At 58.3% G+C, this 15,118-nt stretch carries 7 protein-coding genes; 4 read left to right on the top strand and 3 right to left on the bottom strand.

What is annotated here, in order from left to right; translation table 11 throughout:
- The first annotated feature begins 329 nt into the window (after positions 1-329).
- Complete coding sequence (locus HMPREF2787_RS08675; RefSeq protein ID WP_070859018.1) at positions 330-1,241, top strand: NAD(P)/FAD-dependent oxidoreductase; 912 nt, start codon at positions 330-332, stop codon at positions 1,239-1,241.
- Positions 1,242-1,650: 409 nt separating this feature from the next.
- Here HMPREF2787_RS08675 and HMPREF2787_RS08670 read toward each other — a convergent pair whose 3' ends face one another.
- Positions 1,651-1,932 (bottom strand): DUF3618 domain-containing protein, encoded by a 282-nt coding sequence (locus HMPREF2787_RS08670; RefSeq protein WP_005511166.1) that lies wholly within the window; start codon positions 1,930-1,932, stop codon positions 1,651-1,653.
- A 150-nt stretch (positions 1,933-2,082) separates the two neighbouring features.
- On the opposite strand from HMPREF2787_RS08670, the gene bcp reads away from it, so the two are divergent.
- From bcp to HMPREF2787_RS08655, 3 genes are all read left to right on the top strand, one after another.
- A complete protein-coding gene (gene bcp, locus HMPREF2787_RS08665) occupies positions 2,083-2,610 on the top strand; it encodes a thioredoxin-dependent thiol peroxidase (protein ID WP_070859017.1) in 528 nt (175 codons plus the stop codon).
- Positions 2,611-2,769: 159 nt separating this feature from the next.
- On the top strand, positions 2,770-3,345 hold the full coding sequence (locus tag HMPREF2787_RS08660) for a TetR/AcrR family transcriptional regulator (protein WP_246824264.1): 576 nt from the start codon (positions 2,770-2,772) through the stop codon (positions 3,343-3,345).
- A gap of 160 nt (positions 3,346-3,505) precedes the next feature.
- Positions 3,506-5,266 carry a neocarzinostatin apoprotein domain-containing protein gene (locus tag HMPREF2787_RS08655; RefSeq protein WP_070859015.1) on the top strand — a complete coding sequence of 587 codons (1,761 nt, stop codon included), beginning with the start codon at positions 3,506-3,508 and terminating at the stop codon, positions 5,264-5,266.
- A gap of 12 nt (positions 5,267-5,278) precedes the next feature.
- Here HMPREF2787_RS08655 and HMPREF2787_RS08650 read toward each other — a convergent pair whose 3' ends face one another.
- Together HMPREF2787_RS08650 and HMPREF2787_RS08645 are read right to left on the bottom strand one after the other, a co-directional pair.
- Positions 5,279-5,683 (bottom strand): holo-ACP synthase AcpS, encoded by a 405-nt coding sequence (locus HMPREF2787_RS08650; RefSeq protein ID WP_070859014.1) that lies wholly within the window; start codon positions 5,681-5,683, stop codon positions 5,279-5,281.
- On the bottom strand, positions 5,680-14,763 hold the full coding sequence (locus tag HMPREF2787_RS08645) for a type I polyketide synthase (protein WP_070859021.1): 9,084 nt from the start codon (positions 14,761-14,763) through the stop codon (positions 5,680-5,682). Before HMPREF2787_RS08645 ends, HMPREF2787_RS08650 begins: the two co-directional genes overlap by 4 nt.
- Positions 14,764-15,118 lie beyond the last annotated feature (355 nt).

Raw genomic sequence — 15,118 nt, 5'->3', positions numbered from 1 at the left:
AGTGGTGATGCATTCACCGCCTGAACCTACCACCCGAAAAGTGAGCTGAAAGTGCCATAAACTCGGACAGTTTCACATTTGCAGCCCGTACCACACACGTGCAGCCCACAAGTTTTGGGCTAGTCAGTTTAGCTGCTTAACCCGATAATCGCCTTTTATGCCCTGCTAGTTCCCACGTTACAAAAGAACGGGCTAGTTGAATCCGTCATCGTCCGGATACCTTCCAATGTTTCTTGAGATGCTCTCCCAGTAGTTGCTAGACCACTCATGGTGTGCAAACGTCTGCTGCAGGAATCGGAATAGCAACAACATGAAAGGAGACTTCCTACATGAAGTTTGATGTTCTTATCGTGGGAGGAGGCGCTGCCGGCACCGCTGCTGGTATTAATCTCGCACGAGCCAACCGTAATGTCTGCATAATCGACGATGGGAACCCCAGGAACCGCTTTAGCGAACACGCTCACGGAATACTGGGGGTTGATGCCGTCAGGCCGCTAGAACTCCTCAAAAGAGGGCACCAAGAGTTCGAATCTTTTGGTGGAACCATCACTCGGGGGCGCGTCGAAAAACTGAGCAAAGAGCCAAACGGAGATTGGACTGCAGAACTATCAAACAAAATGGGAGTTTCTGCTAGCAATGTTCTTATTGCAACAGGAATTACCGACGAGTTACCTCAGGTGCCTGGCCTGTCCGAACTTTGGGGGAAACGTGTTTTTCATTGTCCCTACTGCCACGGCTACGAAGTCCGAGGAAAGGATATTGCCATCGTAGGCGGTGAGAACCCAGAATTCACATATCGAATTTCCTGCCTTCTGACTAAATGGGCGCGCTCGGTAACATTATTTCTCAATGGAATGGAGCTGCCGGCCAGTCAGCACAAACAACTAAATGCGTGCGGAGTATCTATTGCCTCTTCCTCTGTCGAGACAGTCTCCGCAGTGCCAGATGACAACGAAAGCATAGAAATCAGTTCGCCTGAGGGGTGCACCCGCTTCGAGGCATGTTTCACTGGACCGAAGTTTATTCCAAACGATGCTCTACTGCGCCAAGTGGGCTGCGCTGTTTCAAACGGTTGGGTGAAGGTAGAGAATGGCAAAACCTCTCAGCCTGGCATCTGGGCTGTCGGAAATGTCGTGAGTTCTCCTGATCAAGTGTCTCAAGCTGCTGGGGCTGGAGCGGCTGTAGCAATAGCCATCGATCAGGCAATGTTCGATAACCATATACAGTCACTGCTTTCGTAAGGTGTGCCCGCCGGTGGTTACCTTGCATCATGGCGTATACCGAAACCACATATAATTCAAAAGTGCTCCACGGTTGTACGGTATGTTTTTCCAGAACCGAGAACGAACGAGAAGCACTTTTACCTGCTTCGATATTCCTCCGTCATTGACATCAGTCCCCTCTGGGCTCGAGTCCCTGATAGCACACGAAAAAGACCGGGAAGGTGGAAACACTCTCCCGGTCATATTGCATTCCACGGACTTAGTGACCTGCCCCCCCTGACACTCGGTTTTTCGAGCTACACACGGAACCCCAGCAGAGCAAGTGCGACTCGTCCGTATAACGCCTGTTTTACTCCATGCACGAATACACAAAAAGCCCTAATGTTCTAGGGCACAGCCTAAGGCGCGTGCGCTGAATACCGAAAAACTACTTAGCAGCAGTCTCAATCATCTCGCGAATGCGGTCGATTTCTTTGCTGCGATTGCGGTTGCGACGAATGCCCATTGCGATGCCGCCAACAACGAGTGCGGCAACGACGCCCAGTGCTGCCTGCACCTTCGGCTCATTCAGAGCATCGAGAACGCGGGTCTTTGCGTCATCCGCAACGTTCTTCGGATTCGTTCGCACGGTTAGCTCATCCAGAGTACGGGCGAGCTGGTTACGGTTACGCTCAATATCGCGCTGGATATCTTCAATGCTGCGAGCCACGTAAACTCCCTAAAAAGTTGAATATCTAAAGTGATTGTTCGCCTAAAAGACTAACACTTCCACTACAGCAACGTGGGCGAGCACGGGGAAAAACTCAACGCATTACTTCAGAGTCGCCACGCACCGCTCCAGAGTCGATACGATTAAGCCATGACTACTTCTTCCTCCAGCGACAAAGAATACGGCCAGAACAACATCCGACTGGAAGCTGGCGATCCTGCCCCAGCGTTTACTCTTCTCAACGACGCTGAAGAGCAGGTTTCTCTGTCGGACTACGCTGGCAAGCCCGTGCTGGTTTACTTTTACCCGCGGGCTAACACCCCAGGCTGCACCACTGAGGCATGCGACTTCCGCGATGAATCCGCAGCCCTGAATGATGCCGGCATTCCTGTCGTAGGTATTTCTCCGGACAAGCCGGCGAAACTCGCAAAGTTCCGTGAGGACCACGGTTTGAACTTCACCCTCCTGTCCGATCCGGACAAGGAAACCATGACCGCGTTCGGCGCTTTCGGCGAGAAGAAGAACTACGGCAAGATTGTCCAGGGCGTCATCCGCTCCACCTTCTTGGTCAATGCCGAAGGCGAAATTGAAAAGGCCTGGTACAACGTTCGCGCCAAGGGGCACGTCCAGCGCGTACTACGTGATTTGGGCGTGGAAACACAGGCTTCCGAAAGCTAGCTGGCCACAAGGCCTGCTCTGGCCTCGGCCCCAAACTCTCATCCCACATCATCCCGATTAGACGGTTTTGTAGTAGTGACTCAATCCCCGGACGCACCGAACATTCTTCGTCCCCGTCGCACTCCGGCTCAGCAACGCAGCCGAGAGCGATACGCACGCATGCTCAGCTCGGCACGCACAGTACTCATCGAGCACGGGTTTGAGTCTTTCACTTTCGACGAGGTCGCTCGCCTTGCAGACATCCCCATTGGCACGCTCTACCAATTTTTCGCGAACAAATATGTGATGATCTGCGAGCTCGACCGTCAGGACACCGAGGCCGTCATCGAGGAAGTCTCACGCTTCGGCGAAACAGTCCCCACCCTGAAATGGCCGGAGTTTCTCTCGGAGTTCATCGATCACCTGGCAAAACTCTGGCGCGAGGACGTTTCTAGAAGAGCCGTATGGCTGGCTGTTCAATCAACGCCCGCCACACGCGCGACTGCAGAAGATACGAAGTCACGCCTGGTCAACGAGATTTCAAAGGTGCTGCGCCCGCTGGTGCCGTCGTCAAGCGATGCGGAACTGAACTTCATCTCCGACCTCATGATTAACGCCACGTACGCCCTGCTGAATTATGCGGTGGACCATCCGGGAAGCGATGCTGAGCGGGAAGCCCATTACGAGCTGACGGTGCAGGAAATCAAACGCATGACAATCTCTTATCTCATGAGCGTCGCAGAGGCAGCAGACTAGTGAGCACTCCTCGCCCACCTCGGCAGGGGCATTTATTGCCCTTATCAATACGCGGAGGGTAGGCTTGCCTTAGTTTACGCTTTACTCTGGTCAGCGCGGTGGGGTTCCCTGTTTTTCGCCGCGCCTGCGCCGGAAATCCCAAACAGAATCAGAGGTTCACATGTCCACGACGCAGGGCGCTTTCCGACGGAGCCTGCTTCCCCGCTCTATTGTTCTAGCTTCGGCAATCGTAGTGAGTACGGGATTCCTACCCGCAGTCCCCGCATCGGCACAGTCACTGCCATCGATTGGACAGCTCGGCGGTTCGTTCCCCGGCATCGGCGACCTTCTCGGCGGTAGCACCGATCAGTCTGAACGCCAGCTCTCCGTGACCCCCGCCACCGATTTGTCCGACGGCGCCACCGTGACCATCAAGGGAGTCGGCTACCCCGCTAACGCCAATATTTACCTGGCTCAGACAATCGAGAAGCCAAAGTCGGGCTACCCCTCGACCTACGGCGAAGCGGCCAAGGTCACGGTCGGCGCTGACGGAAGTTTTACGCAGGAGATGAAGGTCGCGACCAGCTTTGGCGATGTCGACTGCACCTCCACCCAGTGCTACGTAGCCTCCTTTACCGCGTTCCCTAATCTTTCTGACCGCAGCAATGACCAGTGGGTCCCCATCACCTTCAAGGCGGATGCTTCTTCCCAGGCTGCTCAATCGCAGGGTTCCACCGGCGCGGCACCGAGCGGTGGCCAGAGCACTGGTTCGGGCTCGCAGTCACAGTCGGGCTCGCAGTCACCGTCGCAGTCACGGGGTAACGCATCGGTGAGCCTGTCCAAAACCTCAGACTTGAACCCGAGCGGCGACACCATTCGAGTCGAAGGCAAGGGATTCAAGACCTCTGGACCGGGCATCTACGTCGGTATCGCGCAAAATGACCAGATGGATGTGACCAACGCCGATTCCTTCGGCCCGGATACCCAGTTTGTGTCTACCTCTCGCGGCAACCTGAAGTCCGACGGCAGCTTCAGCGTGGATCTTCCGGTCAGCGCGAAGTTCGGCACGGCAGACTGCATGCAGAACGCTTGCTCGGTCTACACCATTGCTGCTCACGGTTCTTCCGACCGCAGCCAGGACACAGCGACCGCGGTATCGTTTGCCGGCGGAGCTGCCAAGCAGGACGCTACCCTGCCGTCCGGCGGTGGCTCCTCACAGTCTGCAGGCAGCGCAAGCTCCGGCACCAGTGGCAGCACAGGGTCTAGTGGAACGAGTAGCACCAACGCTTCCAGCGGCTCCAGCAGCTCCAACGGCAGCAGCTCCTCGACCGGCACCCCGTCGGTAAGCCTGTCCACCACGGAACTAAACCCATCGGGCAGCACCGCAATTACCGTCTCCGGCAGCGGATTCAAGACCAGCGGCAACGGCATCTACGTCGCAGTGGCTGAGAAGAACAAGTTCTCCACCACCAACGCTGATGCTTTCTCCGCCGCTGAGTTTGTCCGCACCTCCCAGATGTCCTCCGACGGCAGCTTCTCTACTACGCTCAATGTCGAGGCCGTCACCTCGGCCGCCAACTGCGTCGAAAATGACTGCGCGCTCTACACCTTTGCTGCTCACGGTTCCTCCGACCGCAGCCAGGACACGGCCACGGACCTCAGCGTCGGCGGCTCCGCGAAGGAACGCGAAGAAGCTGTGAAGGCCGGTGCCGCCAAGACCGGAGAGTCCAAGGCCAGCGGCTCCTCCAAGGCATCTGGCAAGGCTTCCGCAAAGTCCAACGCTTCCGGTAATGAGCTCGACGAAGTTGATGTGCAGACTCAGCAGGCCGCTGCCAACTCCCCGCTCCAAACCGCCGCAGTCGCCGGAACTGGCGCAATCTTGGGCGCGCTAATCTTCGGTGCCGGCATCCTGGTCGGTCGCCGTCAGAAGTCCGTCGACTAGCACGGCGCCGGACTAGTCCAGGCGTACGACGGCGATTGCGTAGTCGCCGTCGTGCGAGATGCTTAACGACGGCCCCAGCTGCCACTCCTGATTGTGGAAATGGCGGCTCACAGCTCCGTGGAGACTGATGCTCACGCGACCGTAAGCATCCGGCTGCACCTCTATTTCCCGCCAGTCCAGCTGATCGCGCGCAATCGGCGGTTGGCTGCCGAAGAGAGTCTGCGACCAGGCCTTGATGAAGGCTTCCTTCGCAGCCCAGCGGCCCGCTAAGTGACGCGCCAGCGCGCCGCCGACTGCTCCGCGGCGTCTAGCTATCAGTAGCTCCGCAGGTGTGAAAACCGCCTGCGCGAACTGACTGCCTGTCATATTCAGCTGCTCTGCGAAGCCCGGAATATAGACGAGGTCCACGCCAATCATGGCTGGAGGACACCATCGATCATGCGGGCGCCGTCGGAAAGCAGAACTGCCTTTTCCAATGCAGCGGGTGAACCGAACCGACCACCGTCCGCGAGGTTTCGCTCGCGTGGACGCTCGTAGAGGGCTTCCCCACCGTAAATAGCCTCATCAATGCGACGCAGACCAGCCGCTTCGCGTTCGTGCGCTGCGGACCGCCAACGCTCCGCGACCTCAGCGCCATCGTGCTGCACTATCGCTTGGTAGAAAGCTTCCGGGTGGACGACTGCCACCAGTGCCGAGACATGTCCGAACCCGAGCGAGGTAACAAAGCCAGCCTTCAGCGGCAGCGTATTGCCGAAATTGACTGCCTTCGTTGGCCATACCAGACGAGAATGCTCAGCCAATGCGGAATCGACGCAATCCAGCGATCGATTACCTGGCACAATGCCGCTGCGCAAAACCTGGGTCAGACCAATAATCTGGAACGCTGCAGCTCCGCCCTTGGCGTGTCCGGTCAGCGATTTCTGCGAGACCACCAGCAGCGGGTTCGAGCGGTTGCGACCGAGTTCATCTGCAATACTTTCATGCAGTTCGGACTCATTGGGGTCGTTGGCATTGGTCGAGGTATCGTGCTTGGACAGCACCGCGACCTGATCCGCGGTGACATCGAGTGCTGCAAGGGCGCGAGCCAACCGAGACTTCTCACCGCCCTGAGCGGCCGCTAGCGCACCCAAACCCGGCGCCGGAATGGATGTGTGCGCGCCGTCGGCGAAAGACTGGGCGTATGCGACGACACCGAGCACGGGGAGCCCCATGTCACGAGCGATGTCTCCGCGAGCCAACAGCACCGTGCCACCGCCTTGCGATTCCACGAAGCCTCCGCGTCGACGATCGTTCGGCCTGGAGAAGTACGCATGGTCGATGCCTTTGTTTTCCATGGTGGCGGACTCAGCGGTGGCGGCCATGTCGCCGAAACCTGTGATTCCCTCTGTGGACAGGTCGTCGAAGCCACCCGCGACAACGAAGTCTGCCTTACCCAGGGCTATCTTGTCGACGCCCTCCTCCACCGACACCGCTGCCGTCGCACAGGCTGCGACAGGGTGAATCATCTGACCGTAGCCACCGACATACGACTGCATAACGTGGGCGGCAATAACATTTGGCAATGCTTCCTGCAGGACGTCATTGGCTCGCGGTTGCCCCAGCAGGCCGTCGATGTAGAGACTGCGCAGCGACTCCATCGCACCAATACCTGTGCCCTGTGTCGACGACACTCGCGCCGGGTTGACCGCTTCCAGCAGTTGCGCTGGGCTGAAGCCCGATGACAAGAACGCATCGACAGTACAGACAAGGTTCCACAAGCTCACGCGGTCCAGATTGTCCATCATGTCTGCCGGGATACCGTAGCGTGCCGGGTCAAAGCCCTGCGGAATTTGACCGCCAACATAGCGGCTCATCGCCATTCGGCGTGGAACCTGAACCGGCGTGCCAGCGGCACGTGTCACAAGCCACTGCCCTGTCTCGGCATCGAAGCTCGCAGTGGTGTTGTCCGGGTTGGAACTGACAAAAGTCTCCGCTGCCGCGCGGTCACGCACAGCAAAGCTCAACGCACGATCCAGGTAGACCGTGGTCAGCTCAGTCATCGTATTATCAACCAAATCGCCATCATCGGCGTAACGACGCACACCAACTCGCGCCAGCACTTCATCGCGATAGCGCGAAGCAATGTCGCTTTCTGCCAACGGTTGCCCGTCGGCGTCGCGCCAGCCACCCTCATATGAAATCAACCCCATTGACCAGGCTAATTCCACAATTCCTGCTGCAGAAATATCATCGACTTCAGCCTCAAAGCGCGTCCGGGAAGAACCGTACGGCCCAAGCTCACCAGCGCCCACAATGACCACCATGTCCTCCGGAGCCGCCGCGATGTCACCAAAGATCGGTGTTGTCTGCGGAATTGGTCGACGTGGGCTTGGCAGGCCGCTCAGGACACGGCTTGACGACGGCTCCTGCGAGCGCGCCCCGCTAGAGACCTCGGAGTTTTGATCTGTTGGGGCGGCCGCCTGTGCAGCCTCCTGTGCCAATTGCCCAATGTTGAGGTCCACCTCACCCAATCCGCCGGTGAGATCGGCCTGAATCGGGCGGGTTTGTGCCTTCTTCCGAGCCTCCGAGCTCGCCAGCTCAATGAGTTCAGCTGCCATTTCTTCGGTGGAGAAGGTGCGAACTCCCTTTGCTTCCACTGCAGCCACCAACGGGTCGTTTCCACCCATCAGGTTGGTTCCTCGAACCCAACCAATCTGTGCATGAGCCAGAGTGGTGCGGGTACGCCAAGAGTCCTCCACATTCCAGCGCGCCACCACTGCGTCGAGGGCGGCCTTGGCTTCACCATAGGCACCATCGCCGCCGAAGCGACCACGGTTCGGTGAACCCGGCAGCACCACATGCAAACGATGTTCCAGATTATTGTCCCCGCCAAGTGCTGACATCCCTGCGATGAGCCGTTCCACCGACCACAGAAGTAGACGCATCTGGGTCTCGGACGCAGGACCGGCGTCGGCAAGCGAGCCTGAGACCGTAGGTGCCGCGAACGGGAATAGCAGCGTCGGTGACAGTGCGGGCTTGGTCACAACCACTTCCGCGCCAATCGTCGTAGTCTGCTCGGTTCCGATCCAGTCGATAAGGGAATCCAGGTCCTGGAAGCTGGACAGGTTCGCCGGTACCACCCACAGCTTCGCATCGCCCTGCGCATGCATACGGTAGAGCTGCTTGTAGAAGCTCAGGCGCTCGTGTCCAAGGCGTGAGGTAGTGACAACAACGGTTGCTCCCTGAGACAGCAACTGTGCAGTCACAGCGGAGCCAATCGAATTTGGCGATGCGCCGGTAACAACTGCGATGTCGGCATTCATCGATAGTTCATCCACATTCGTGATGGCCTCATCCGCCAACTGTCGGTAGATACTCGCCAACTGTGTCCGCCCTGCCGCGTCTGCCTTAGCAGCCCACCACTGTGCCTGCTCGACTGCGGTTTCGTGGATACTGCCCGGCGCGGTTTCAGCCACGTCCTCAACAGCGGCTGCCCATAGGCGTGCTAGGTCATCGCGGGAGGTGGCCCAGCGGTCGTCGAGAAGCACTGCCTTGGTGGACGTAAAGGTCGGGGTGACCAGCTTCGGCCAGTCCGCGCCGAGTTCAGCGGTGACGAGATTTACCAGGTTGCTGTCCGCGTCTTCGGCATCGAAATCAATGGCACCGGTAATTTCGTGGCCGAGTTGCTCCAGAATCGTGCGTGCAGCGGTGGCAAGAATACCTTGCTGGCCTGTCAGTTTATCTGCAAACTCAGTGAGTGCAGCCGAGTCGACCATTCCAGCACTGCTGTCGCTTGCCGATGGCTTAGCGACAGAAACACCTCGCTGCGCGGCGACCGCAAGGATCGCTTCATCGATCAGCTGGTTGAGTTCAGCAGTACTGGTTGGGGCGGCCGGAGCCAGATGCGCAAGATCGCCGCCGCGCAGGGATGCACCCTCGCGAGTACCGAGCATCATTTCGGCGCTGACCGCGGTTGCCCACCCCTTACCGAGCTGCCATTCACCCAGCACATAGTCATCGATGTAATTCGCGCCTGCACCAGCGGGACCGGTAATCCGGCGAATACCGTCGGCAATGGCTTCGGAGAGAATTGGGCCGAATGCGGAATACCCACTGGCCAAGCTATCGATCTTGTCCTTTAGATCCGTCAGTTCCGCATCTGCGGCCCCTTCGATTGAACCGAGGTCGAATTCCACACCGAGATCGAGCAGCAGCTGATTGCGCCGAGATGAGACTCCATCGACCAGAGTCTCAATGGAGTCGGCGGCGCCGAGCTGGTCGGGACGCACCTTCGTCCACTGGCAAATAAGAACTTCCAGCGCTTGTGCCGGGCTGACGGCAATATCAGCAACTTCGGTAGCCGGAGTGGCAACACTCGTGATCGTGGTTGCCTGTTCGGTCGCCGCGGATTCGTCGGCGGATACCGCCGGCGCCGCTGCTCCCGCTGCTCCTGTTTCTCCAGGTAGAGCCTGCGCCGTGTCCTGCGCCGTTGTAACCTCCGACTCGGGCGCAGTCTTTTCCGGCTGAATTTGGTCGCGCATAAACACTGCATCAGCGTCACGTTCGAGATTGAGCACTCGAATGTCACGGCTTCTGTGACGGGGCAACTGGCAGGTACGGGCAGCCAGGTTTGCCAGTGTGGGCGCTGTACCTACACCGACTTCAACAATGCGGCTGACACCGAGATCCTCAAGCAACAGATCCTGAGTTTCGATCCACCTCACCGGTGAGCAGAATTGCCAGGCCAGCAGCTCGACCAACAACATGCGGGCAAGGCGCGCCGGGTTTTCAGCAGCTGTGTCGAAATCGGCAAGGATGTTTTCCAGAATGTCCGAGTCGACAACTGCAGCCATCTGGCGGACGAACTCCTCAGTCAGCTCAAAAGAGGTCGCGGTGAGATTCGGGATATAGCGTCCCACCAGGCGTTCTGGAGCGATTTCCGCTGGCAGCAGCCGCTCCAGGTGTTTACGGAAGGAATCCACACCGTCGCGTAGGACACTGGAGTGGAATGGCACATCAATACCTGGGATACGCACGTATCCCTTGCCGTCCGAGCTGCGGCGCTCGCACTGTTCAGCCAGTGCCGCAAGCCCCGCGACGGTGCCGGCGACGGCGTACTGCTTGCCTGCCAGGTTGAGATTTACGACTTCGAGGAACTCACCAGTTTCCTGCGACAACCGATTAACAAACTCGGTGACCTCGTCCTCGCCTACGCCAATCTTGTCCGGACGCAGGGCGCACAAACCATAGTTGGACCTCCCCTGCTCATCACGTTCGACCAGTTCATGCATGGTCAAACCGCGGCGGTAGACAACCTCCAACACGGCGTCTGCGTCAAGCGCACCAGCGAAAGCCGCCAGCGCGTTGTACTCACCGACAGAGTGTCCCGCAAAGTGAGCTGTTTCATCCAGCAGTCCTGCTTCACGGAGCTCCGCAACCTGTGCCAGCCCCAACGTCGCCATGGCGACCTGGGTGAACTGAGTCAGATTCAGAACACCTTCTGGGTGGAAATAGCGCACACCATCCACGACCACCTCTACCGGGTTGTCCCGGACAATAGCCAGTACGGAAAAGCCAAGTTTCTCTCGGGTCATCGCATCAGCCTGGTCCCACACGCGGCGGGCCGCCACGCTACGAGTCCGAGCAGACAGCCCCATCCCCCGTGATTGAATCCCCTGACCGGGGAAGACATATGCGGTCGTCGGTGCGGCAATTACAGCAGTGGCGGTCAATACCAGCTCGCCATCTACTGTGGCCGTGACTTCGCGGACTTCACCGGTGCCTGGACGGTCATCAAAACCACGGCGTTCGACAGAGAATTGCACTTCCTGTCCAGGTAGAACCGGGCTCAGCATAGTCGCAGTGAACTCAATCACCCGATTGCCAATGCCGGCATCCGACGTGGCAACAGCCGCATGCTCAGCCATCGCCGACAGCCACATTCCATGGACGATAACTCCTGGTAGACCAGCTAGCGCTGCTGCACGGGAATCGACGTGGATAGGATTGCGATCGCCCGTAACACAGCTAAATGGCTCCATCGCCTTAGGCGCTTCCACGGTCAACGCACCGCGGAAACTCCGTGGCGTGTCCATGACCGTTGGAAATGGCACAGTATTGGTCCGTGCTGTCTCGCCGCCGTTTCGGCCACGAATGGCGAAGCGTTCACTCAAGGTGGCGAGCAGCGTATCGCCATCACGAACCTCCGCGCGCACCACAACTAGTCGCCCTAAGTCCGTATCAACGACCTCGTCGACACGCGCACTAATCCGCAGCGTTGTGGTTTCCTGCGGCAGAGCCCCAATCATACGAATGTGATGCTCAAGGTGAACAAGCGCGAGCATGCCCTCAACAACATCAATGCCGGTCTCAGTACGCGCCTGCGCGACTGCCGCAAAAATCGCTGGCCAAGCATGCCCAACCAACGCGTCCGGCACCGTCGCCTGTGACTCATCGCCGGCAGCTGCAATAGTTACCGCATCGTAGTCAGCCATCGCCATCGGATCCCACACGGATTCCCACTCCGCGACCCCATCGACGATGTTTGCAAGCTCACCGCCAGCTGCGATTCGCGTCAGCTCCCGCATCGCGGCCGCCGCATCCTCATGCTTAACGACGGGCGCTGCGCCCACCGCTGCACTCTGACACAGGCGAATTCGCAGTTTCGTATTCTCACCCGCAGCATCGGGCAGCGGAACGGTCAGCTGTGCCCAGACGAGCGCCTCCCCGCCCTCATCATTGCTGCCATCAGCTCCGATGGTCTCCAAAATGGCACCCGTGCCTGGGTGTTCCAGGCGTTGCGAACGAGAGACATCACTTGCGTCAGATACACATACCCACTCATGTTCCGCCCCAAGTGCCAGCGCTGGGTTCGGCTGCTGTCGGCCAGCCCACCAAATCACAGGTGCTGCGAGCATCCGGCTAAGAGCGTCAACAGGCCCCTCCGGCAGGTAGCCGGTATCCATCAATGCCTGTGCGGTAGCTTTTTCAAACCGACCCAGAATCTCCGCTACTGGCTCATTCGCGCGGGTAATGCCCGAAACAGCCTGCGGCCCTGGGATGATGCAGACTTGATCCGCATCGTAGCGAGAGTCATGCGCCTGCCATAGGGAGTCCGATCGCCACCAGCGACGAACCTCATCATCGATAACCGGAACGAATGGCACAGGTTTGCCAGGTGTGCGGCAGAGCTCAGAGATAAAGAAGGTGACATCTGCTGGGTGGAGCTGGGTATCCAGGTCCAGCAGGCCGGATAGTCGCGAGATTTCGGTCTGCGGCCGGGTGCGCAAGCTGTCGCTGTCGGCAAGCGCGTCAAACGTGCCCGCGTCGACTGCATTCAGTCGTGCCTCTACGCGGTCGACGAGTGCGACGAAGCGCGTCGACCACGTCGGATCGAGGAACGTCCCTTCGGGCGCACACAATTCGAGATAGCGATTCAGCACCTCGGCATACGTCATGGTGCCGATATCTCCGAAGTACGGCTTCGCGGTGGCGTTAATTGCCTCGATGATCTCTGCGCGACGTTCGGTCACCTTAGTGGCGTCACCTGCGACTTCGTCAAGCAATCTGCCAGCGCGTGCTGCGGCGTTATCAATTTCGTGGATATCAGCACCCAACTGGCTACGCCCCGACGCCATGCCATCCATGGCGCTACCAGCGGGGATCCAGTTGTCAGTGCCGACGGTGTCGACAAGCATTTGTTTCACGGACTCAGAGGCGGTCGACTCCTTTGCCGCCATCGCAGCTGTGCCGATGATGACAGCATCGACCGGCATCGGCGCCAACCCGTAACGTGTCGACCACGTGCCCATCAGATAATCACGGGCCTGTTCTGGCTTGCCGATACCACCGCCAACAGCAAGCACTACATCTCGCTCGCGAATCTTTGCATAAGTGTTAATCAGCAGATCATCGAGGTCTTCCCAGGAATGGTGGCCACCAGCACGCCCACCTTCAACCTGCATGATGATTGGATACGCCGTGCCCTGCTGCGCCAAGGTATCCGCGATTTCGAGCACCGACTCGATTTGTGCGATTGTGCCCGGTTTGAAGGAGACATGCGGAATTCCGCCCTCACGCAGCTGCTTTACTAGCTCAACCGCCTCGTCCACCTCGGGTATCCCGGCAGAGATGGTGACACCATCAATCGGTCGACCCGCCGACACTGCACGCGGGAGCAAACGCCGACTTCCAATATGCAAACCCCACAGGTACGGATCCAAAAACATGGTGTTGAACTGTGCACTGCGGCCCTCCTCGAGCAGATCGGAGAGTCGCGCCACATTAGCCTCGAAAATTTCCGGCGTGACCTGGCCGCCACCGGCCAGCTCCGCCCAGAACCCGGCATTCGCTGCAGCCGCCACAATTTCAGGGTCAACAGTTGTCGGGGTCATACCGCCGAGCAGAATTGGCGAGCGCCCGGTCAACTTGGTGAACTTCGTCTCGACACGAGGCTTGTCTCCAGTGACCAGCCGCGGTGCAAACTCCAGCCACGATGTCGGATGCTCAATGTCGCTCTCAGACAGGATGCTCCTCCCCGCAGCTGTTGCCGCAGAAATCACCGCCACGCCATACCCTTCAGCGTTACGTTCTGTCAGCTTGACGACGCCCGTGTGTGGCCCCAGATCCAAAATGGTGGTTGCCCCTTGGTCGATGAGCCCCCGCACCTCGGCGCTCCAATCGCTGGAGTCAACCAAGATTGCACGCGCAAGCCGGTCAGCTGTTTCTGCATCCAGCCCAATGCGCTCAGCTCGCTCCACTACCCATGCCGCAGCAGGCGCCAGTGCTGGGTGATGGAATGCGCCGCTAACTGGCAAAACTGTACATTCGACAGCCCGCCCCTGCTGCTTCGCTGTGAGCTGCTCTGCCAGCTGTTCTAGTTCATCTTGCTTGCCGATAACTACGCTGGTGGTCTGCGTATTCTTCAGACCGATGACACAGTCCTGGGAGAGGAAAGGTTCCAGCTCCTCGACAGTCAGGCCAGAGATGCTCATCATCGGCGCGCGTCCAAATCCTGCCACTCGACTTCCGCGCGCACATGCCACACCAATGAGACGAGCTAGTGCAAGCAGTTCTGCTGCCTTCTCTGGATGAGCGACAATCTCAGCGGTAAGAGCACCTTGCGAATGACCGGTTACCGCTACCGCTTCGGTGATATTAATTCCCTGCTTTGCCAGCAACTCGACAATGCCCAACTGTGCCAAGACGATGCCTGGGACGCTGACTGCAGGGTTGGTTGTATCTCCGGTAAATGGGTCGTCTGTCACGAGTGAGATTGCCCAACCAAAGGGGTCGAAACCTGCGGGAAGCTGGCCGATGAGATCGTCGTCAAGCGGTGCGAGCAGTTCCTCAGCGCGAGTGAAAACTTCCCGTAGTTTCTTTGAGTTGCCACTGGCCATGACGCTGGAGAGAGTGTCCAGCCATGGTTGCGATTGACCGGCGAAAGTAACTGCAAAAGTACCCAGATCTGGAGCAGTTACAACATTGGTCTGCAAAGTGGCGAGTTTTTCGTATTTCACGTGGCTGAGGTCCTTGTCTTGTGGAGTACGAAATGAAAACATCTTTTGTTTCCAAATCCTTGCCAGGACACTATGCCATAAATCATGAGGATTCCATCATGTTTTTCTGATGTGGTTTTGCGGCGCCAGCAAAGTGAAAAATTTTGTAACCCTAGAAACCAGGGACTTGACACGACCACAAGATCAGCGGACTCGGCGCTTCAAAAGTGAAAGAATTTCGCAGGTAGGAAACAGTGTTCCCCTACTGAACGTTTCCTTGCATAACACCACTGCGGCGGTACCGGCGGCGAAAAATCAAGCCGCGAAGACCGCGCTAGCTTACACCCAATCGGTGATGAACATCACATCCGGAATG

This window comes from Corynebacterium sp. HMSC061H03, assembly GCF_001838215.1.
Classification (GTDB): domain Bacteria; phylum Actinomycetota; class Actinomycetes; order Mycobacteriales; family Mycobacteriaceae; genus Corynebacterium; species Corynebacterium jeikeium_D.
The sequence above is the reverse complement of the archived record's forward strand: the minus strand, read 5'-3'. Positions and strand labels throughout refer to the sequence as shown.

Coding starts and splice junctions, on each gene's coding strand:
- HMPREF2787_RS08660 (WP_246824264.1), top strand. CDS start 2,770: ATGCTCAGCTCGGCACGCACAGTACTCATCGAGCACGGGTTTGAGTCT.
- HMPREF2787_RS08675 (WP_070859018.1), top strand. CDS start 330: ATGAAGTTTGATGTTCTTATCGTGGGAGGAGGCGCTGCCGGCACCGCT.
- HMPREF2787_RS08650 (WP_070859014.1), bottom strand. CDS start 5,683: ATGATTGGCGTGGACCTCGTCTATATTCCGGGCTTCGCAGAGCAGCTG.
- HMPREF2787_RS08655 (WP_070859015.1), top strand. CDS start 3,506: ATGTCCACGACGCAGGGCGCTTTCCGACGGAGCCTGCTTCCCCGCTCT.
- bcp (WP_070859017.1), top strand. CDS start 2,083: ATGACTACTTCTTCCTCCAGCGACAAAGAATACGGCCAGAACAACATC.